Genomic DNA, 20,371 nt, shown 5'->3' on the forward strand with positions numbered 1-20,371 from the left:
AATTGCCGTGTGTCAGGCGAGTACGATGTTGAGTCTGCCGACGTCTTCGCGGGCAAGCGCGCTCCTACAGTGGTGCTAAGCAGCGAGCAGGATCTTCAGCGCACTCAGAACCGTAGGAGCCGGCTTGCTGGCGAACCAGCGTTTGCCGCCACCCTCAACGTGACTGACACGCCGCGTTCGCCAGCAAGCCGGTTCCTACAGTGGATTTCGGCAGAGCTCAAAATCAGTGTCGAACCGCAGGGGTGTAGGAGCGCGCTTGCCCGCGAATTGCCGTGTGTCAGGCGAGTACGATGTTGAGTCTGCCGACGTCTTCGCGGGCAAGCGCGCTCCTACAGTGGATCTCGGCAGGCCCCGAAATCGGCAAAAAAAACGCCTCCATTGCGGAGGCGTTGTCTATCGCAGCTTGAGGGTTATGAAGCAGACCCCTTATGCAAGATCAAAGCGGTCCAGCTCCATCACTTTGGTCCACGCGGCGACGAAGTCCTCGACGAACTTCTGCTGACCATCCGCACTGGCGTACACCTCAGCGACGGCACGCAATTGGGCGTGCGAGCTGAACACCAGGTCGACCCGGGTGCCGGTCCATTTGAGTTTGCCGGTAGTGCGATCACGGGCTTCAAACAGCTCATTGCCGCCCGACACGCCCTTCCACTCCACGCCCATGTCCAACAGATTCTTGAAGAAGTCATTGGTGAGAACACCTGGCTTCTGGGTCAAGACGCCGTGCTGACTGTGCCCGACATTGATGTCCAGCACGCGCAGCCCGCCGACCAGGACGGTCATCTGCGGAGCCGTCAGGGTCAGCAGTTGGGCTTTATCGACCAGCAGCTTCTCCGCCGAGACGCGGTAGCGACCCTTGAGGTAGTTACGGAAACCATCGGCGATGGGCTCCAGAAAGCCGAACGACTCGACGTCGGTCTGCTCTTGGGAAGCATCTGCGCGGCCCGGGGTGAACGGCACTGTGACGTGATGACCGGCATCTTTCGCCGCCTGTTCGATCCCCGCGCTGCCGCCGAGGACGATCAAGTCAGCCAGCGAGATCTGCTTGCCGCCAGACTGGGCACCGTTGAATTCGCTGCGAACACGCTCCAGCGTTTGCAGCACGCTAGCCAGATTGGCCGGGTGGTTGACCGCCCAGTCTTTCTGTGGGGCCAGACGCAGACGGCCGCCGTTGGCACCGCCGCGCTTGTCGGAGCCACGGAAAGTGGACGCCGCTGCCCAAGCCGTGGAGACCAGTTGCGAAACCGACAGCCCTGAGGCAAGGACTTTTGCCTTAAGCGCAGTCACATCGTTGTCGTCCACCAGCGGGTGGTTGACCTCGGGAATCGGGTCCTGCCAGAGCAGTTCTTCAGCAGGCATTTCCGGACCGAGGTAACGAGCCAGCGGCCCCATGTCACGGTGGGTCAACTTGAACCAGGCGCGGGCGAACGCATCCGCCAACTGGTCAGGGTTTTCCAGGAAGCGACGGGAGATCAGCTCGTAGGCAGGGTCCACGCGCAGGGCCAGGTCGGACGTCAGCATGCGCGGTTCCTGGCGCTTGGCCGGATCATGGGCATGGGGAATCTTGCCCGCGCCCGCGCCATTTTTCGGCCTCCACTGATGAGCGCCTGCAGGACTCTTGGTCAACTCCCACTCGAAGCCAAACAGGTTTTCCAGGTATTCGTTGCTCCACCGGGTCGGGGTCGACGTCCAGGTCACTTCCAGGCCACTGGTGATGGTGTCGCCGGCCTTGCCGGAGCCGAAACTGTTACGCCAGCCCAGACCTTGCTCTTCAAGGCCCGCTGCTTCCGGCTCTGCGCCTACGTTGTCAGCAGGCCCGGCACCGTGGGTCTTGCCGAAGGCGTGGCCGCCTGCGATGAGGGCCACGGTTTCTTCGTCATTCATGGCCATACGGCCGAAAGTCTCGCGGATGTCTCGAGCGGATGCCGCAGGATCAGGCACGCCTTCCGGGCCTTCAGGGTTCACGTAGATCAAGCCCATCTGCACGGCGGCCAGCGGGTTTTCGAGATTGCGCTCGCCGTTGGCGGTGCGGGTCTCCTCTTCGCTGTGGTGCTCGGGCTCTGCAACCAGTGTGCCCTCGCCCGGCTGTTGCATGTCTTTGTGCGCGCCGTAGCGGTCTTCGCCGCCGAGCCAGGTGGTTTCGGCGCCCCAGTACACGTCTTCGTCCGGTTCCCAGACGTCGGCGCGTCCACCAGAGAAACCAAAGGTTTTGAAGCCCATGGATTCCAGCGCCACGTTACCGGTGAGCACGATCAGGTCGGCCCAGGAAATCTTGCTGCCGTATTTTTGTTTCACCGGCCAGATCAGGCGGCGCGCCTTGTCGAGGTTGACGTTGTCCGGCCAGCTGTTGAGCGGCGCGAAACGCTGCTGACCGGCACCTGCGCCGCCACGGCCGTCACCGGTGCGATAGGTCCCGGCGCTGTGCCAGGCCATGCGGACGAACAGTGGACCGTAATGCCCGAAGTCGGCAGGCCACCAGTCCTGGGATTGTGTCATGACCTCAAGCAGGTCGCGCTTGACGGCGGCAAAATCGAGGCTTTTGAATTCGTTGGCGTAATCGAAGCCCTCGTTCATCGGGTCAGACAACGAGGAGTGCTGATGAAGAATCTTGAGATTCAGCTGGTTCGGCCACCAGTCGCGGTTTGTCGTCCCGCCTCCAGCTGCGTGGTTGAACGGGCATTTCGATTCTGTCGACATGGTCTAATCACCTTCTTGTTTACTTTTTACGTATTCGGCCATCAACGAGACAGCCCAGGCTAGCACCCGCACAAGATTAGCCGACTCTGACCTGCCGTCTAATAGGCAAATGTTTGGGCGACGATAGAGTGATTGTGTTAGCGGAGTATTTAACGGAGGTGCTTGTATTTTCTGGCGCTTGAGCCTAACTCTGAATACAGAATCAAGTGCAGAGCCGGCGTCGACCGGCGTCTTGATCACCGTGGCAATCTCCAGGAGATTCAGGCATGGCCACCACCGCTTCACTGGCCCCGTTGTTCCGGCAATCAGTGGGCTTTGATCGCTTCAACGATTTTTTTGAATCTGCCCTGCACAGCGAGATAAACGCCAGCGGCCCCCCTCATAACGTCGAACGATACGGCACCGATCATTACCGGATCGTGATCGCCACGGCAGGACTCACCGCCTCTGACCTTGACCTGACCCTGGAAAGAAACGTGCTCACTGTTTGCGGGGGTGAGGCGCACACCGACGGCGGCGTGACGTACCTGCATCAGGGCATCGCCCACGGCCCGTTCCGTCTGGTTTTTCATCTGGCCGATCACATCGAGGTACAGGGCGCGACCTTCAAGAACGGCTTGCTGATCGTCTTCCTGCTGCGCGTCGAACCCCAAGGAGCCAAGGCCCGGCGGATCAGTATTCACAGCCCGGGGGACGATCCCGACCGGCCCCACATCAGCCGGCCTTGAGCGAGATGACCACCCGATAGATTCACCGGATCAGGCCTTGATCAGGTGGCGGTCAGCGCGAAATCAAACAGCACCTGGGGCGCCTCGATCAGCAGGGAACGCATCAATTGCGCGGTGCAGCCCAGCGCCTGCAGCTGTTCGACCACAGAGCCATAGCTGACACTGCGTTCATGCTGGGTATGGGGCCAGTCACTGCCCCAGACCAGCCGCTGCTGACCGAACGTATCGACCAGCAATGGCAGGGCTGCGCGAGCGAAATCGAGATTCTCTTGCGCGTTGCCCTCCAGACGGTAAATCCCCGACACCTTCATCCACAGTTGCCCGCTGCGGCCCAGCTCCAGCATCTGCCGAAACCCCGGTTGATCGAAGCCCAATCGGGCATCGGGGCGACCCAAGTGATCGATCACGATCTTCATCCCGAACGGCATCAGCCCGGCCAGCAGCGCCGGCATGTCCGCGACCTGACGGTGTACTTCAACGTGCCAGTCGAGGGCGGCGATGTGCCTGAAAAACACCCGCCACTGTGGCTCGGAGAAGTCCGGCAGCGCCTTGCCCATCAGGTTCAGACGCACGCCGACGACGCCCAGCCGATCCATCTCTTCCATCGCGGCACGGCTGATGTCACGCTCGACCACTACCACGCCGCGCAGTTGATCCGGCGCCTGCTGAAGGGCGTCGAGCAAGTAGCGGTTATCCGTGCCGAGAAAGCTCGGCTGCACCAGCACGCCGTGGCTCAGGCCGTGCTGATGAAGTTGATGTCGGTACATCGCCAGCGTGGCGTCGTAGTCAGGTGAATAGCGTCGTGCCGATGTCAGGTCCAGCTCTCTGCTGAAGACGTGTGCGTGACCGTCGATGCCAAGGATCGACGCGGGAGAGGTGGAAAAGAGGTCGGACATGGATCTCATCTGTCAAAAGAGGCGCAACGCAAAGGGCGCCGCGCGGAATCAAAAATCAGGCGCTGGCTGCTTCGCTGCGTGGGTCTGCGGAGGCGCCGGCAGTCGGGCTCGCTTCCAGGCTGCGACCGCGGGTTTCCGGCAGGCACAAGGCGGCAATCACAGCAACGCCATAGGCGATCCCGGCGTCGATGCCGATGGCCGAACCCAGCGACATCGATTCGCTCATGTGGCCCACCAGAAACGGGAACACGGAGGACAGCACGCGGCCGAAGTTGTAGCAGAAGCCCACCCCTGCCCCGCGCACGTCAGCCGGGTACAGCTCGTTGAACAGCGCGCCGAGGCTGGCCGGGATGCCGGCGGCAAAGAAGCCCAGCGGGAAACCGAGGAACAGCATCTGCGTGTTGGTCAGCGGCAGGAACACGTAGCACTGCACAGTGATGACGCAGCACAGGGCGAACAGCACGATGTTCATGCGTCGGCCAATGCGGTCGATCAGAAAGCCGCTGGCGATGCAGCCGCACCAGAACGCGACGATGATCACCGCCAGGTAGCCCCCAGAGTTGAGCACCGACAGGTTGCGTTCGGTTTTCAGGAACGTCGGCAGCCAGGTCATCACCGCGTGATAACCGCCGTGGGCGCCGAGGCCGAGCAAGCCGCCCAGCAGCGTCACGCGGATCAGTTCCGGGCGGAAGATGCCGGCCAATGACTTGAAAAAGCTCTGGGGGATGGCGTTGTCTTTTTGCAGGCGCTGGAAGCTGTCCGGCTCCTCGACGTTGCGGCGCACCCAGATGATCAGCAGCGACGGCAGCAGTCCGACCAGAAACATCACTCGCCAGGCCATGTCCTGAGGCACAAAAGAATAGATCAGGGTAAACACCCCGACGGCCAGGCCCCAGCCCACTGCCCAGGCGCTCTGTACGGTGCCCATGACCTTGCCGCGGTATGTCGGGTTGATGGTTTCGGCCATCAACACGGCGCCTGCCGCCCACTCGCCGCCGATGCCGAAGCCCTGCAGCGCCTTGACGATCAGCAGCGAACTGAAGCCGGTGACGAACGCCGACAGAAAGGTGAAGAACGAGAACCAGAGGATCATCCACTGCAGCGTGCGCACCCGGCCGTAGCGGTCCGACAGCGTGCCGCCCACCCAGCCACCCAGCGCCGAGGTGATCAGCGTCACGCCACTGATCAGGCCGGCGTCGCCCTTGCTCAAGGCAAACGCGGCGATCAGCGCCGGAATCGCCAGGCCGAACATCTGAACTTCGAGGGCGTCCAGCGACCATCCGCCGAAGCAGGCCCAGAACGTCTTGCGCTCCCGAGGAGTGACTTGGCGATACCAGTTGAACATGGTTTTTGTCCTTATGAGGGTGATGCGGCAGATGTTGTCGGGCCCGTTCTGCGTGACGGGCTCGGGTGCAGCTGTTGGCGCTCGACGGCGCGGCTCAGCGGATGTCGACGCTGTAGCGGAAGTGGCTGGCATGGCCGCGCGAGCGGCGCCATTCCAGCGGTTGTCCGGCGTAGTTGCGCGCCAGCCGCTCGATCACCACCACCGGGCTGTTGACCGGCACCTGCAGCAGCCGCGCGTGGGTCTCGTTGATGGCTTCGGCGGTCAGGGTCTCTTCGGCGTAGGCCACGACCTGGCCGCACTGCTCTTCGTAAATGGGATAGAGCAGCGGGCCCTGGCGGCTGAGGTCGATTTCCAGCAGTGTCTGAAATTGCACTTGGGGCAGCCAGATTTCTTCGGCGAGGACGGGCTGAGCGTCGAGCAAACGCAGGCGGATCAGGCGAATCACTTGCGCGTCCAGCGGCAGACCGAGGGCGTGGGAAACGGCCGATGGCGCGGTGACGGCTTCGATGGAGAGGATGCGGCTCTCCGGCACCTGGCGTTCGCCGGAGGCGCTTTGAAAACGGAAGAAGCGGAACAGCGAGGACTGGAACTGTGGCCGGCGAATGAAGGTGCCGCGGCCCTGTTGGCGTTCCAGGATGTTTTCGTTGACCAGCATGTCGATGGCTTTGCGCACCGTGCCAGTGGACAGGCAGTACTCGCTGGACAGCGCGGCTTCGGTGGGAATGGCCTCACCCGGCCGCCAGCGGTTGTTGGCGATCTGTTCGGCGAGCTGGTCGCGCAGGCGTTGGTAGAGCGGCAAGCGGACATCACTGGAGAGTCGGTTCATGGAGGTGCTTCGCTGTTGTAGTTATTTAGTCATCTATATGAATCTGCACCGAGTATTGTCCCGTTACAAATGGCCGTCAAGGGAGGGGATGGGGGTTGGCGGATGAATGGCGACTGGGGGTTTGGGGTTTGGGGTTTGGGGTTTGGGGTTTGGGGTTTCACGTTTTTCAGGGGAACGCGGAAACGGCAGAGTTGTGTCTGCCGTCAGGGTGCGGGGAGCGCGGGGGTGATCAGGTCGGGGAGATTGTGGCGAGCGCGCCGATCATGAGTGTCAGGGCGAGAAAGCCGAACAGGAAGATTGCGAGCTTGGCCATGGGTTTCTCCTACGCAGGTATGAAGTACTGGGGATTCGAGCCGGATGATGGCGACCGGTCGGCTTGATCGGTCTGCCGGGAGTGAAGTGATTTTGAGGGTTGCCGCTGTTTCAGTACAGATTCAGGTAAGGGTTATAAATACGGATCAGATGAGTCGCGGCAGTTGTTTAGGTCAAGAGCATCTGCCTAACGGCAGACGTTTCGCCTTCGGCGAGTTACTTGGAAAAGCACCCCAAGTAACCAAGGGTGCTTGCTCCTGGCTAGGTTCCTCCTGCGTCGGAATTCCCTCACTCCGACGACGCTCCGTGGGCCCGCGCCGAACGGACATCCATGTCCTGACGGCGCTCTCGCGGCATCCATGCCGCTCGGCCCACTGCGCGTCGTCTGCGCTCGGCCTGCACCCAAGTCGCGATTGGCGGTGTCTGGACCTTCTGCGTATGAAGATCAAAAGCAGGTCAACAGCAGATCAACAGCTTCCCGGCTAAAGCCGGTCCTACGGTCGGGGGTGACCGCACTTTCACTCTGATCGTTCCCACGCTCCGCGTGGTAACGTCGCCCGGACGCTCCGCGTCCCGCAGACGACGCGCATTCAGGCTGGGACAGGTGACGCGGAGCGTCACAGGATGCATTCCCACGCAGAGCGTGGGAACGATCAAGGATCTCTGACACAACGCGCACATCGTAGGACCGGCTTTAGCCGGGAAGCCGTTGCCGTTGCCGTTGCCGTTGCCGTTGCCGTTGCCGTTGCTTTTGATCTTCATGCGCAAAAGCCCAAACACCGCCAAACGCGACTTGGGTGCAGGCTGAACGCAGGTCTCGCGGAGTGGGCCGAGCGGCATGGATGCCGCGAGAGCCGCCCCCCGCCATGGATGGCGGATGGCGGCGAGCCCACGGAGCGAGACCGGAGTGAAGGAACCCCGACGCAGGAGGGGCCAAACCGGGAGCAGGCAGTTTTGGTTACTTTCGCTGCTTTTCAAAAGTAACTCGCCGAAGGCGAAACAGTCTGCCCCTAGGCAGACGCTCTTGATCTAAAGAAGGTGCCCCCCATGCCCACCATCCGCCCCATGACCCTGGACGATTACGACGCCATCACCCAACTGATGCGCGACACACCGGGCATTTCCTTGCGTGACGCAGATTCCCGGGAGTCCACCGAGCAGTATCTGTTGCGCAACCCCGGATTGAGCTTCGTCGCAGAGGAAGATTCGCGCATCTGCGGCTGTGTCATGTCGGGTCATGACGGTCGGCGCGGGTATTTGCAGCATTTGCTGGTGCTGCCTGAGTATCGGCGGCAGGGAATCGGGCAGGCACTGGTCGAGCGCTGCCTGGTCAGACTGGAGGCGGAAGGCATTCACAAATGCCACATCGACGTACTCAAGACCAACCCGGCGGCGGCAACCTATTGGGCGAATCAGGGCTGGCAGCTGCGGGTCGATATCCACCGCTTTTCCTTCACCCGTCCCGGCAATGAGAACGCCTGACGCCCCTCAATCCCTGATCAGAGCTGGCTCGCAGGCGCCACGGGTTGGCGTCTGGCGTAAACCATCAGGCCGCTGAGGAAGACAAGCCCGATGCCAAACATCGAGGCGCTGCCCGGGTAGTTGCCGAACAGCAGAATCCCGTAAGCCACCGCGAAGATGATCTGCAGGTAGCCCAGCGGTGCGAGCACCGACGAGGACGCGTAGCGGTAGGATTTGGCCATCAGAAAATGCGCGCACAAACCCAGACCGCCGAGCACGAGCAGCAAGCCCAACTGGAGCCAATCGGGATCGGCCCAGTAGAACGGCACAATCGCGCTGAGGATAAGGGTGCAAAAAACGCCGACGTAGAAGCTGCACACCGACGGGCTGTCGGTCTCCCCTGCCAGTTGCGTGAGCAGTTGATACAGCGCAAAGAACAGCGCGGTCGCCAAGGGGAACAGCATCCACAGTGAAAAGGCATCGCTGGCCGGGTTGATGATCACCAGCACGCCGATGAAGCCAAGCACCACCGAGCCCCACTGCCAGCGATCCGCCTTGATGCCGAAGATCAGCGGCGACAGGATCGTGACGAATGCAGGCGCCAGGAAGACCACCGCCGTGGATTCGGCAATCGGCACGTGGGTCAGGCCAAACAGGAAAGACAGGCTGTCGGCGAGCAGGACCACCGCCCGCAGCAGGTGCAGCCAGGGCCGTCGGGTGTGGAAGACTTTTGCGCCGCCGTTGCGCAGAAGCACGGTGGTCACCAGCGTCGAGTGAACGAGGTAGCGCGCCCACGCGACGAAGATCACCGGCAGGGAATAAATCAGCGTCTTGGAAATCGCGTCGTGACTGGCAAACATCAGCGCCACGCCCGCCATCAACCACATGCCGATGACTTGCCGGTGCGCGCCGTGATGGGGAGTCATTGCAAGGCCTGCCACGAAAATGATGCGCAGGAGTTAACCACAGAAGTCGGCCCAGGCGCCCCGCGCAATTTGCCTTAAGAGCGCCGCCCACTTTATCCAGGGCAATAAAAAACCCGCCTGAGCGGGTTCTTTTCTATCAACACCATTCCAACATCCTGTCAGCAGCCGTCCCGGCAAATGGTGGATCATCCATGACCTGAGAAGCACATCCAGCGCCTCCGTTGATGGGTTTAAGATTGCGCTCGTCGAGGGTCTCTGTACAGGGCGACATTGCCTGACGTCGTGTAAGCCTTTCGCCATAGCAATTGTCCGGCGATCGCCAACTTCCTGAACGGTGTGGACAGTGAGCCCCTGCGCAAGCCTCGCGACAAAGACAGGGCGAAGGCATAATGTGCGTCACACGAATACGCCTGCCGACCTGAGCCGCGTTGCACACCCACGCCTTAGTCGGCTTCAAACCAGCCCGGCCCTGCCGCGCAACGGGAAGCGATATGCCAACGTTTATTCTGACACCTTGCCCTCCACTCCCCGGCTCATGGTCGTTACAGTCATGATCGAAGTCACCGAAGTCTCGATCAAGCATCTGCGCGCCGCCCTGGAAGCCGGCCAGACCACCGCCGTCGAACTGGTCCAGGCCTACCTCGCCAGAATCGATGCCTATGACGGCACCAACACCGCTACCGCGCTCAATGCCGTGGTCGTGCGCAATCCCAAAGCACTTGAGGAAGCCCAGGCTTCCGATGAGCGCCGAGCGCGAGGCGAAACCCTCGGCCCCCTCGACGGCATTCCCTACACCGCCAAAGACAGTTATCTGGTCAAGGGGCTCACGGCCGCGTCGGGCAGCCCGGCGTTTGCCGAACTGGTCGCCCACCGCGACGCGTTCACCATCGAGCGGCTGCGTGGCGCCGGCGCGATCTGTCTGGGCAAAACCAACATGCCGCCGATGGCCAATGGCGGCATGCAACGTGGCGTGTATGGCCGCGCCGAAAGCCCTTACAACGGGGATTTCCTGACGGCACCCTTTGCGTCCGGATCGTCCAACGGCGCCGGCACTGCAACGGCCGCGAGCTTCGCGGCGTTCGGCCTCGCCGAAGAAACCTGGTCGAGCGGCCGTGGCCCTGCGTCAAACAACGGCCTGTGCGCCTACACGCCGTCGCGCGGGGTGATTTCGGTGCGCGGCAACTGGCCGCTGACGCCGACCATGGACGTGGTCGTGCCCTTCGCCCGGACCATGGCCGACCTGCTCGAAGTGCTGGACGTGGTGGTCGCCGAAGACCCCGACACCCGCGGCGACCTGTGGCGCTTGCAGCCGTGGGTGCCGATTCCCTCGGTCGACACCGTGCGCCCGGCGTCCTATGCCGAGCTTGCCGCCAGCCCGCAAACCCTGGCGGGCAAACGCTTTGGCGTGCCGCGCATGTACATCAATGCCGATCCCGAAGCCGGTACCTCCGAAGCCCCGGGCATTGGCGGCCCTACCGGCCAGCGCATCGTCACCCGTGCCTCGGTGATCGACCTCTGGGAACAGGCGCGCCAGGCACTCGAAGCCCAGGGCGCCGAGGTCATCGAAGTGGATTTCCCGCTGGTCTCCAATTGCGAAGGCGATCGTCCCGGCGCGCCGACGGTGTACAACCGCGGCGTTGTCTCCAAGGAGTTTCTGCACCACGAATTGTGGGACCTCACCGCCTGGGCCTTCGATGACTTTCTACAAGCCAACGGCGACCCGAAACTGAACCGCCTGGCCGACGTCAACGGCCCGCTGATATTCCCCCACGACCCCGGCACCCTGCCCAACCGCGAGGGCGATCTCGCCGCGGGCATGGACGAGTACGTGAAGATGGCCCAGCGCGGCATCACGCCGTGGGACCGGATCGACACCCTGGCGGACGGCTTGCGCGGGCTGGAACATACGCGCCGCATTGACCTCGAAGACTGGATGCAGAAGCTCGGGCTGGATGCGGTGCTGTTCCCGACCGTGGCCGACGTGGCCCCGGCTGATGCCGACGTCAACCCGGCCTCGGCGGATATAGCCTGGAGCAATGGCGTGTGGGTCGCCAACGGCAACCTCGCGATCCGTCACCTGGGCGTGCCCACCGTGACCGTGCCGATGGGCGTCATGGCCGACATTGGCATGCCCGTGGGCCTGACCTTCGCCGGCCGGGCTTACGACGATTCCGCCCTGCTGCGCTTCGCGTCGGCGTTCGAATCCATCGGCAGCAAGCGCCAGATCCCGCCGCGCACGCCACCGCTGTCTTCTGCTCGATAAACATCGTTAAAGGGTCGGGGCCAGCGCGCCTCGATTCTTCCCGCTAAAACTGACCCTCAGGAGAAGTGTTCAATGAGCAAGGCACCTTACGTCCCGCCTACCGTGTGGAAACACAAAGCGCCCTCCGGCGGCCAGTTCGCCAGCATCAACCGCCCCACCGCCGGGCCGACCCATGAGAAAGTCCTGCCAGTCGGCAAGCACCCTCTGCAGCTGTATTCACTGGCCACGCCCAACGGCGTCAAGGTGACGATTCTGCTTGAGGAGCTGCTCGCCCTCGGCCACAGCGGCGCCGAATACGACGCCTGGCTGATCCGTATCAATGAAGGGGATCAGTTCGGCAGCGGCTTCGTTGACATCAACCCCAATTCGAAAATCCCCGCGCTGCTGGATCGCAGCGTTGAACCCAACATTCGCGTGTTCGAGTCCGGCTCGATCCTGCTGTATCTGGCGGAGAAGTTTGGCGAGTTGCTGCCCAAGGAGCTGGCCGGCCGCACCGAAACCCTGAACTGGCTGTTCTGGCAGATGGGCGCTGCGCCCTATCTGGGTGGGGGCTTCGGGCACTTTTATGTGTACGCGCCGGAGAAGTTCGAATACGCGATCGACCGCTTCACCATGGAAGCCAAGCGTCAGCTGGACGTGCTGAATCGGCGCCTCAGCGAAAGCCCTTATCTGGCCGGCGACAGCTACACCATCGCCGACATCGCCGTGTGGTCGTGGTACGGACAAGTGGTGCGCAACACCGTATACGGCGCCGCCGAATTCCTCGCCGCCCACGAATACACCCACGTGCAACGCTGGGCCGAAAGCATTGCGCAACGCCCGGCAGTGATTCGTGGAATGCGGGTCAACAGGACCTGGGGCGATGAAGCCACCCAGGTACCGGAACGACATGATGCGTCGGACCTCGATTGAAGCAACTCCAGGCGGTGAGTGAGGCTCTGACACACCGTCGATCCCTGTGGGACCGGCTTCAGCCGGGAAGGCGTCAGTGGCCACACTGAAAATCTGAGGGCGTTCACACCGGCCTCTTCCCGGCTAAAGCCGGTCCCACTGGCAGCACGCATTCCTCCAGTGGGACCGGCTTCAGCCGGGAAAGCATCGGTCGTCACACCGCAAAACTGAGGGTGTTCACACCGGCCTCTTCCCAGCTAAAGCCGGTCCCACTGACAGCACGCATTCCTCCAGTGGGACCGGCTTCAGCCGGGAAAGCATCGGTCGTCATACCGGAAAATTGAGGGTGTTCACACCGGCCTCTTCCCGGCTAAAGCCGGTCCCACTGACAGCACGCATTCCTCCAGTGGGACCGGCTTCAGCCGGGAAGGCGTCAGGCGCCCTGCCCGTCGAGTTCGGCGAGCATCTCTTTTGGAATCACCAGCTCGGCGGCCGTGAGGTTCTCGTGCAGATGCGCCACCGAGGAGGTGCCCGGGATCAACAGCAGGTTGGGCGCACGCTGCAGCAGCCACGCCAGGGCCACGCACATCGGCGAGGTGTCGAGGCGCGTGGCGACATCCGACAGCGTCTGCGACTGCAAGGGCGTGAAGCCACCCAGCGGGAAGAACGGCACGTAGGCGATGCCCTGTTTGCCAAGCTCGGCGATAAGTTGCTCATCAGCGCGGTGTGCCAGGTTGTAGTGGTTCTGCACGCAGACCACCTCGGCAATGCTCTGCGCCTCGGCGACCTGCTTCGCGCTGACATTGCTCAGGCCAAGATGCTGAATCAGCCCCTGACGCTGCAATTCGGCCAGCGCACTGAACTGCTCGGCAATCGACGCTTCGTCCGGTGAATGCCCGGTGCCCCACGCCCTGAAGTTCACCACGTGCAGCGCTTCGACGCCGAGATTGCGCAGATTGTCATGCACAGCGCTCACCAACTCCGCCGGGCTGTTGGCGGCATTCCATGAAGCGTCGGTGCCTCGCGACGCGCCCACCTTGGTGACAATCAACAGCTCGTCGGCATAAGGGTGCAGGGCCTCGCGGATCAGCCGGTTCGTCACATGGGGGCCGTAGAAGTCGGCAGTGTCGATATGGTTGACGCCGGCCGCCAGCGCTTCACGCAGCACCGCGATGGCGGCAACGTGGTCTTTCGGCGGTCCGTAAACACCCGGTCCGGCGAGTTGCATGGCGCCGTAGCCCATGCGGTTGACGGTGCGACCGCCGAATGAAAAGTGTCCTGCTTTGCTGGCCTGGCTCATGGGTGACGCCTCGTGATCAAGTGTGTGCAGCGACTATAGGCGTTGACCGATGCGCTGATAATCAGGTGCAATCGGCACGGGTTGTACGAGCGAGCGGACAATGGCGACAGACATTCAGGATTTGCTGGCCTTCGTGGCCGTCGTCAATGCAGGCGGCTTTCGTGAGGGGGCACGGCTGAGTGGCAAGTCGGCGTCGAGCCTCAGCGACGCCGTTCGACGCATGGAATCGCGCCTGGGCGTTCGCTTGCTCAATCGCACCACCCGCAGCGTCGTGCCGACGGAAGCCGGCGCGCGTCTGATGGAACGGATTGTCCCGGCCCTCGGCGAAGTCGAATCGGCACTGGACGTGGTCAATGATTTCCGCGACCGCCCTTCCGGCACGCTCAGGCTCAACGTACCGGTCAGCGCAGCCCGCTTGATATTGCCAGGGATCATCACGCCGTTCCTGCAAGCGCACCCGGACATCCGCATGGAAGTGGTCACAGAGGAAAGCTTCGTCGACATGCTCGCCGCCGGCTGCGACGCGGGCATCCGCTACGACGACCGCCTGGAACAGGACATGATCGCCGTGCCCATCGGCCCGCGCGTTCAGCGCTTCGCCACCGCTGCATCGCCCGCGTACCTCGACGCCCGGGGCCGGCCCGAGCATCCACGGGACCTGCTCAACCACAGTTGCCTGCGGGGCAAATTCCCCAGCGGCTCCGTGCCGCTTTGGGAATACGAGCGCGACGGCGAAGTGGTTCGTGTCGACCCGACCGGCCCATTGACCGTGCGAATTGGCGGCGCGGTCGACCTCGCCGTGCAAACCGCCATCGACGGCCTGGGCATCGTTTCATTGTTCGAAGACTGGTTGCGCCCCCATCTCGACAGTGGCTTGCTTGAGCCGGTGCTCGAACCCTGGTGGCCAAGTTTCAGCGGGCCCTTTCTGTATTACCCGGGGCGGCGCTACGTGCCATCACCGCTGAGAGCATTTCTGGACTTCATCCAGGGGCAGCATGCAAAGGGTAATCACGCCCTTAAATAAATAAGCTGCCGGCGTACGTCCAGGCTCAATGAAAGTGATATTCCCGCTAGATAATCACGCAAAAAAAAACGCTGCATTCAATGCAGCGTTTCTTTTATAGCGTTTGTGATTGAAGCCGCCAGGGCACTGGCGATCAACCATTTTGGCGACCGTAACCCATGATGGTGTAATCAAGGCTGTGAGTCACGCCAGCGTGGTCAACATAAACCATGGTGGATTGCACCGGACCATCAACTTTTTGTGGGTCCTGGGCATTTTTGATGCTGATCACTTTAGCGACGTCGATGCCTTTGTGACGGTTGTATTGTTCAACCTGAGTCAGGGGCTGCTGTTGGGTGGCCGGGCGTTCGCCGGCAGCGGCGAATACACTGACAAGGGACAGGGCAGCGAAGGTTAATACTTTCATGGTCAATCTCCAGAAGTTCATGAGTAGTGATTAAGCAAAGCGCTTGTCGTTTGCTTCTGGGGCCATTCTGTTCGTGATCGGCGCAGATAATAAATACTTACAATCGATACCACCCATCACTGTCATCGATGCGCGTATTCATTAGATCAAATCCCGTAATAGTCCTTTGCATATGCCGTTACCCCACAACTTTATGTGCCACTGATGAACGCTTTGCCAATACCCATTACAGTGCGGCAGATCCGGGCGCTGCACTTTCCCGGAGCGCGTCATGTTGTCGCGGGTCATTTAACAGCGCCTGGGAAATATTTTCCCCGCAATCAAACATTTCCAACGATGAACGTACTACCATTCATCCCGCTGACTCGTCCCGACCGAACCTGTCCGAGCAGACCTATATAAAGCGCTGGCCACTGGCACGGCGCTATTTTTTCAAACAAACCGAAGCCTTGATGCCGCCTCACGACCCTGCTCGTGACGCAGTGCGTCAACCGTGATGACCGTCTGAGGTTGTGTGATGCAGAAATTGATGATTAACGGCCAGGAGCACGACCTGGATGTCGCCGACGACATGCCATTGTTGTGGGTCCTGCGCGACGTGATGGGCCTGACCGGCACCAAGTACGGCTGCGGCATTGCCCAGTGCGGCGTGTGCACCGTGCACCTGGACGGCCAGGCCGTGCGTTCATGCGTACTGCCGGTCAGCGCCGTGGCGGGCCGCAAGGTCACGACCATCGAAGCCGTCGGCGAGCAGGCCGTGGGTCAGGCGGTGCAGAAAGCCTGGCTGGACCACGAAGTCGTGCAATGCGGCTACTGCCAGTCGGGGCAGATCATGTCCGCCGTCGCGCTGTTGCAGGAACACCCCAAAGCCAACGACGAGCAGATCGTCAACGCCATGTCGGGCAACCTCTGCCGCTGCGCCACTTACACCCGCATTCGCGCCGCCATCAAAAGCGTCAGCCAGGCCTGAAGGAAGTCATCATGTCCGAATCACAATCATCTGCCGCGATGCTCTCGCGTCGCGGGCTGCTCAAAGGCAGCGCGCTGCTGGGCGGACTGGTCATCGGCACCTACCTGCCGGCGTCAGTCACCCGTAGCTTCGCCGCCGACCTGGTCAAGGGCGCGAGCTTGGGCGACAACGCCGAGCAAGGCTATGGCGCGTTCGTGCGCATTGATCACAGCGGCGCCGTCACGCTGATTTCGCCGAAGATCGAAATGGGCCAGGGCGTGCAGACCGGCATTGCCATGATGGTCGCAGAAGAGCTCGAAGTGCCGTTGAGCCAGATCACCATCACCGAGGCTCCACCCAATGCAGCGCTGTACACCGACGCGCTGCTGAGCTTTCAGGCCACCGGCGGCTCGACCTCCACCCGCTACAGCTGGGAGCCCCTGCGCAAGGCCGGCGCCGGCGCGCGCATCGTGCTGATCCAGGCCGCAGCCATGCGCTGGAAAGTCGCGCCGAGCCAGTGCCACGCCGAGAACGGCCGGGTCATCGGCCCGAACGGTCAAAGTGCCGGTTACGGCGAGCTGGTCGATGCCGCGGCGAAGTTACCGCTGCCGACCGACATCCCGCTCAAGGCCGTCAGCGAATTCAAGCTGCTGGGCAAACCGGTCCAGCGACTGGACACCCCGAACAAAGTCAACGGCACGGCGAAATTCACCATCGACCTGCAAGTGCCGGGGATGCTGATTGCTTCCACCCTCACCTGCCCGGTACACGGCGGTAAGCTTCGCGGCGTGAAGAACGAAGACGCTGCGCGCAAGGTCCCCGGCGTGCGCGATATCGTCCGTCTGGACAACGCCGTCGCAGTGACGGCGAGCAATTTCTGGTCCTGCCAGCAAGCGCTCAAGGCGCTGGACATCGACTGGGACCTCGGCCCCCATGCGGGTCTGGACTCAGCCCAGCTGGACAAATCGCTGCTCGACGCCAGCGCTGGCGACGGTGTGTTTGCGCACCAGTCCGGTGACATCGCCGGTGCGCTGAAAAACGCTTCCAGCCGCTTCGAAGCCATCTACGAACAACCCTTCCTGTCCCACTCCCCGCTGGAGCCGATGACCTGCGTCGCCCACGTGCGCGCCGATGCGTGCGAGTTGTGGGTGGGCTGCCAGGCGCCGGGGATGGCCCAGGCGGGCGCTGCCAAAGTCTGCGGCATGCCGGTGGAAAAGGTGGTGATCCACAACCAGTTGATCGGCGGTGGTTTCGGCCGTCGTCTGGAGTCTGACTACATCTTCCAGGCCGTGGACATCGCGCGCCAGTTGAGCTACCCGATCAAGCTGATCTGGAGCCGCGAAGAGGACATGACCCACGACCGTTATCGTCCGCACTACGTCGACCGGCTCAATGCGGCGCTGGACAAAGACCTGCGCCCGGTGGGCTGGGAGCATCGCATCGCCGGTGCTTCGGTGGTCGCCGCCTACATCGGCGCATTGCCGGCTGACGGCGTCGATGGCGATGCCGTCGAAGTGGCGAAGGACCCGATCTACACCCTGCCCAACTTAGAGGTGCGCTACATCCGTCACGACCCGGAAGTGATTCCGGTCTCGTGGTGGCGTGGCGTCGGGCCGCTGCGCAGCACCTATGCCATCGAGTGTTTCATCGACGAGCTGGCGCACAACGCCAAGGTCGATCCGGTGAAATACCGTCTGGCGCTGATGCAGTCGCAACCCCGCGCCCAATCGGTGCTGACCAAGGCCGCGCAACTGGTGGAGTGGGACAAGCCGCTGCCAGCCGGTTCAGGCCGTGGCGTGGCCGTGACGGCGGTGTTCGGCAGCTTCGTCGCGACCATCGTCGAGCTGGAGAAGGAAGGCGAGAAAGGCCTGCGCATCAAACGGCTGGTGACGGTCATCGATTGCGGTTTCGCTACCAACCCGACCTCCGTGGCGTCGCAGATGGAAGGCGGCACGCTGTTCGGTCTGTCGGCTGCGCTGTTCAACGAAATCCTCGTCGAGAAGGGTCAAGTGCAACAGACCAACTTCCACGAGTATCGGCAGATCCGCATGAGCGATGCGCCACCGGTGGAGGTGCACATCGTCGAGAGCGTCGAGCCCCCTGGCGGTGTCGGTGAGACCGGTGCCGTGCCCGCTGCGGCCGCGCTGGTCAACGCGGTATACGCCGCAACCGGTGTGCGTGAGCGTCGTTTGCCGTTGAGCCGCTTTGGCTATTTCACTGTTTAAGGAGCGCGTCATGAACGTTTTCAACACTGCGCTCGGACTTGTGGCCGGTTTGCTGGCCAGCACCGTTTACGCGAGCGACACCCCGGCCATGAGCAAGGGCGAATACCTGACCCGTGCCGCTGATTGCGTGGCCTGCCACGTCGTGCCGGGCGGCAAGCCGTACGCCGGCGGGCTGGAATTCAAGTTACCGTTCGGCAGCCTGTATTCGCCCAACATCACCCCGGACAAAGAGACCGGTATCGGCAACTGGACCGATGACGAGTTCGTCGACGCTCTGCAGAAGGGCGTGGGCAAGGACGGCAAGCATTACTACCCGGCCTTCCCTTACACCTCGTACACGCTGATGTCCCGGGAAGACATTCTGGCGATCAAGGGTTACCTGTTCAGCCTTGAGCCGGTGAAGCAGATGCCGCCCGAGAACAAGATTTCGTTCCCGTTCAATCAGCGCTGGGGAATGATGTTCTGGAACGCGATCTTCGCGTCCAACGAACGCTTCGTCCCGGACAGCAAGCAATCGGCTGAATGGAATCGCGGCGCGTACCTGGTGCAGGGCCCGGGCCACTGCGGCGAGTGCCACACGCCACGCAATATCTTCCAGGCGATGAGCACCGGTAACTCGCTGGCGGGCGCAGAACTGGGCAACTGGATGGCCTACAACATCAGCTCCGACGCGAAATACGGCATCGGCGCCTGGCCGGAAGACGCCATCGTCAGCTACCTGTCGAAGGGCTACGCCGCCGGTTTCGGCGGCGCGGGCGGTCCCATGGGTGACGCTGTCGAGCACAGCCTGCGCTATCTCGACCCGGCTGACCTGAAAGCCATCGCGGTGTACCTCAAGAGCACGCCGGCCAGAAGCGAAGGCATTCCTCGCCCGACCATGGCAGTGAATGACGCGGCGCTGCAAAAGGGTCTCGGTCAGAAGCTCTTCAACGACACCTGCGTGGCCTGTCACCAGATCGACGGCAGTGGCCGGCAATCACCGGCAGGCGGGTTGGCCGGTTTGAAAACCGTCAACGACCCCAAAGGCCGAAACGTGATGGCGACACTGCTGGAAGGTCACACGCCAACCGCAGCACGGGTCGACCAGCGCATGCCTGACTTCGCCCGCAGTTACAGCGACGCTGAACTGGCTGCGGTGAGCACCTTCGTGCTGCGTCGGTTCGGTCAGAGCAACGGCGAGGTCAAAGCCGAAGACGTTGCGAAAAACCGCGCCAGCGCGTTGCATTGATGCACCGGTGGCGCTGCTGACTCTTCCTCCGAGTCAGCCGCGCTGCCAGGCCGTTCGGCGGTTCAGGGCTTCGGCACTTGCGCCGCCACTGCCGCCTTGTCGATCACTGACTCGACATTGACGATACGTCCCGCCTCAAACGTGTAGAACACGTTCTCGGTAAACCTCACCCTCCTCCCGTTCACCGGGATATCGAACAACTCGCCCACCGGCGTGCAATCGAACGTCAGCCGCGCGGCGATGTGCGGTGGTTCTGCGATCAGCAGATCGATGACGAAACGCAGGTCAGGGATGGCGCGAAAATCCCGCTCCAGCATTTGTCGGTAGCCCGCCAGGCCGACGCGCTCGCCGTTGTAACGCACGTCCTCGCCGACGAAGTCTCCCAAGGTTGCCCAGTCCTGGCGATTCAGGCGGGCGATGTAGCCGGTGTAGGCGTCTTTGAGTGCCTGGTTGTTCATCGTTTCTCCCGGGATGGGTGGTGACATGAATGTTAGTACCACTGGATGCCCGCGATGCTTTTAGTAGGACTGGCTTTAGCCGGGAAGAGGCCAGCGTGATCAGCATCACTTTTTCAGGGTGACGACTGACGCCTTCCCGGCTGAAGCCGGTCCCACTAATGACTGCGGTGTGTCAGTTTCATCGGGACCCACACCGATTCCGCTGGATGCACGCGATGCTTTTAGTGGGACCGGCTTTAGCCGGGAAGAGGTCAGTATGAACACCATCAAATTTGCAGTGTGACCGCGGACGCCTTCCCGGCTGAAGCCGGTCCCACTGGATGACGGCGGTGTGTCAGTTTCATCGGGACACCCTCAGTGCCACTGGATGCACGCGATGCTTTTAGTAGGACTGGCTTTAGCCGGGAAAAGGCCAGCGTGATCAGCATCACTTTTT

16 protein-coding genes are annotated in these 20,371 nt (G+C 62.1%); 8 read left to right on the forward strand and 8 right to left on the reverse strand.

Going from position 1 to position 20,371, the window contains the following annotated elements; genetic code table 11:
* Positions 1 to 426: 426 nt before the first annotated feature.
* On the reverse strand, positions 427 to 2,697 hold the full coding sequence (gene katG / locus BMY98_RS25210) for a catalase/peroxidase HPI (protein WP_074893314.1): 2,271 nt from the start codon (positions 2,695 to 2,697) through the stop codon (positions 427 to 429).
* A 266-nt stretch (positions 2,698 to 2,963) separates the two neighbouring features.
* On the opposite strand from katG, the gene BMY98_RS25215 reads away from it, so the two are divergent.
* Positions 2,964 to 3,425, forward strand: a complete 462-nt coding sequence (locus tag BMY98_RS25215; protein ID WP_074893317.1) for an Hsp20 family protein — start codon at positions 2,964 to 2,966, stop codon at positions 3,423 to 3,425.
* Positions 3,426 to 3,466: 41 nt separating this feature from the next.
* On the opposite strand, the gene BMY98_RS25220 is transcribed toward BMY98_RS25215, so the two are convergent.
* Genes BMY98_RS25220 through BMY98_RS25230 form a run of 3 tightly spaced genes read right to left on the reverse strand, consistent with a single transcriptional unit; the run spans position 3,467 to position 6,492 of the window.
* Entirely contained in the window at positions 3,467 to 4,321 is an 855-nt protein-coding gene (locus BMY98_RS25220) for an amidohydrolase family protein (RefSeq protein WP_074893318.1), read from the reverse strand.
* 55 nt (positions 4,322 to 4,376) lie between these two features.
* Positions 4,377 to 5,798 (reverse strand): MFS transporter, encoded by a 1,422-nt coding sequence (locus tag BMY98_RS25225; protein ID WP_281248219.1) that lies wholly within the window; start codon positions 5,796 to 5,798, stop codon positions 4,377 to 4,379.
* On the reverse strand, positions 5,761 to 6,492 hold the full coding sequence (locus BMY98_RS25230; RefSeq protein ID WP_074893321.1) for a GntR family transcriptional regulator: 732 nt from the start codon (positions 6,490 to 6,492) through the stop codon (positions 5,761 to 5,763). Before BMY98_RS25230 ends, BMY98_RS25225 begins: the two co-directional genes overlap by 38 nt.
* Before the next feature lie 1,359 nt (positions 6,493 to 7,851).
* Between BMY98_RS25230 and BMY98_RS25240 the strand changes: the two genes are divergently transcribed.
* Complete coding sequence (locus tag BMY98_RS25240; RefSeq protein ID WP_074893326.1) at positions 7,852 to 8,286, forward strand: GNAT family N-acetyltransferase; 435 nt, start codon at positions 7,852 to 7,854, stop codon at positions 8,284 to 8,286.
* Positions 8,287 to 8,303: 17 nt separating this feature from the next.
* On the opposite strand, the gene BMY98_RS25245 is transcribed toward BMY98_RS25240, so the two are convergent.
* Positions 8,304 to 9,191 (reverse strand): DMT family transporter, encoded by an 888-nt coding sequence (locus tag BMY98_RS25245; RefSeq protein ID WP_074893327.1) that lies wholly within the window; start codon positions 9,189 to 9,191, stop codon positions 8,304 to 8,306.
* Positions 9,192 to 9,741: 550 nt separating this feature from the next.
* Here BMY98_RS25245 and BMY98_RS25250 point away from each other — a divergent pair.
* Both BMY98_RS25250 and yghU read left to right on the forward strand, forming a co-directional pair.
* A complete protein-coding gene (locus BMY98_RS25250; RefSeq protein WP_074893329.1) occupies positions 9,742 to 11,454 on the forward strand; it encodes an amidase in 1,713 nt (570 codons plus the stop codon).
* 72 nt (positions 11,455 to 11,526) lie between these two features.
* On the forward strand, positions 11,527 to 12,366 hold the full coding sequence (yghU, locus tag BMY98_RS25255) for a glutathione-dependent disulfide-bond oxidoreductase (RefSeq protein ID WP_074893330.1): 840 nt from the start codon (positions 11,527 to 11,529) through the stop codon (positions 12,364 to 12,366).
* Between the two features lie 412 nt (positions 12,367 to 12,778).
* Here yghU and BMY98_RS25260 read toward each other — a convergent pair whose 3' ends face one another.
* Complete coding sequence (locus BMY98_RS25260) at positions 12,779 to 13,645, reverse strand: aldo/keto reductase family oxidoreductase (RefSeq protein ID WP_074893336.1); 867 nt, start codon at positions 13,643 to 13,645, stop codon at positions 12,779 to 12,781.
* A gap of 100 nt (positions 13,646 to 13,745) precedes the next feature.
* Between BMY98_RS25260 and BMY98_RS25265 the strand changes: the two genes are divergently transcribed.
* Positions 13,746 to 14,669 carry a LysR family transcriptional regulator gene (locus BMY98_RS25265; RefSeq protein WP_074893337.1) on the forward strand — a complete coding sequence of 308 codons (924 nt, stop codon included), beginning with the start codon at positions 13,746 to 13,748 and terminating at the stop codon, positions 14,667 to 14,669.
* Positions 14,670 to 14,802: 133 nt separating this feature from the next.
* On the opposite strand, the gene BMY98_RS25270 is transcribed toward BMY98_RS25265, so the two are convergent.
* Positions 14,803 to 15,075 (reverse strand): DUF2790 domain-containing protein, encoded by a 273-nt coding sequence (locus BMY98_RS25270; RefSeq protein WP_074893338.1) that lies wholly within the window; start codon positions 15,073 to 15,075, stop codon positions 14,803 to 14,805.
* A gap of 517 nt (positions 15,076 to 15,592) precedes the next feature.
* Between BMY98_RS25270 and BMY98_RS25275 the strand changes: the two genes are divergently transcribed.
* The 3 genes from BMY98_RS25275 to BMY98_RS25285 are packed head-to-tail and all read left to right on the forward strand — an operon-like array spanning position 15,593 to position 19,477.
* Positions 15,593 to 16,045: a (2Fe-2S)-binding protein gene (locus BMY98_RS25275; RefSeq protein ID WP_074893339.1), complete on the forward strand. Its 453-nt coding sequence runs from the start codon at positions 15,593 to 15,595 to the stop codon at positions 16,043 to 16,045.
* 11 nt (positions 16,046 to 16,056) lie between these two features.
* The gene (locus BMY98_RS25280) at positions 16,057 to 18,249 is read left to right on the forward strand and encodes a xanthine dehydrogenase family protein molybdopterin-binding subunit (RefSeq protein WP_074893341.1); all 2,193 of its coding nucleotides are present in this window, start codon (positions 16,057 to 16,059) and stop codon (positions 18,247 to 18,249) included.
* Between the two features lie 10 nt (positions 18,250 to 18,259).
* Positions 18,260 to 19,477, forward strand: a complete 1,218-nt coding sequence (locus BMY98_RS25285; protein ID WP_074893343.1) for a cytochrome c — start codon at positions 18,260 to 18,262, stop codon at positions 19,475 to 19,477.
* 62 nt (positions 19,478 to 19,539) lie between these two features.
* On the opposite strand, the gene BMY98_RS25290 is transcribed toward BMY98_RS25285, so the two are convergent.
* Positions 19,540 to 19,935, reverse strand: a complete 396-nt coding sequence (locus tag BMY98_RS25290; protein ID WP_074893346.1) for an ester cyclase — start codon at positions 19,933 to 19,935, stop codon at positions 19,540 to 19,542.
* Positions 19,936 to 20,371: the final 436 nt, after the last annotated feature.

It is taken from the genome of Pseudomonas graminis (genome assembly GCF_900111735.1).
Lineage (GTDB): Bacteria > Pseudomonadota > Gammaproteobacteria > Pseudomonadales > Pseudomonadaceae > Aquipseudomonas > Aquipseudomonas graminis.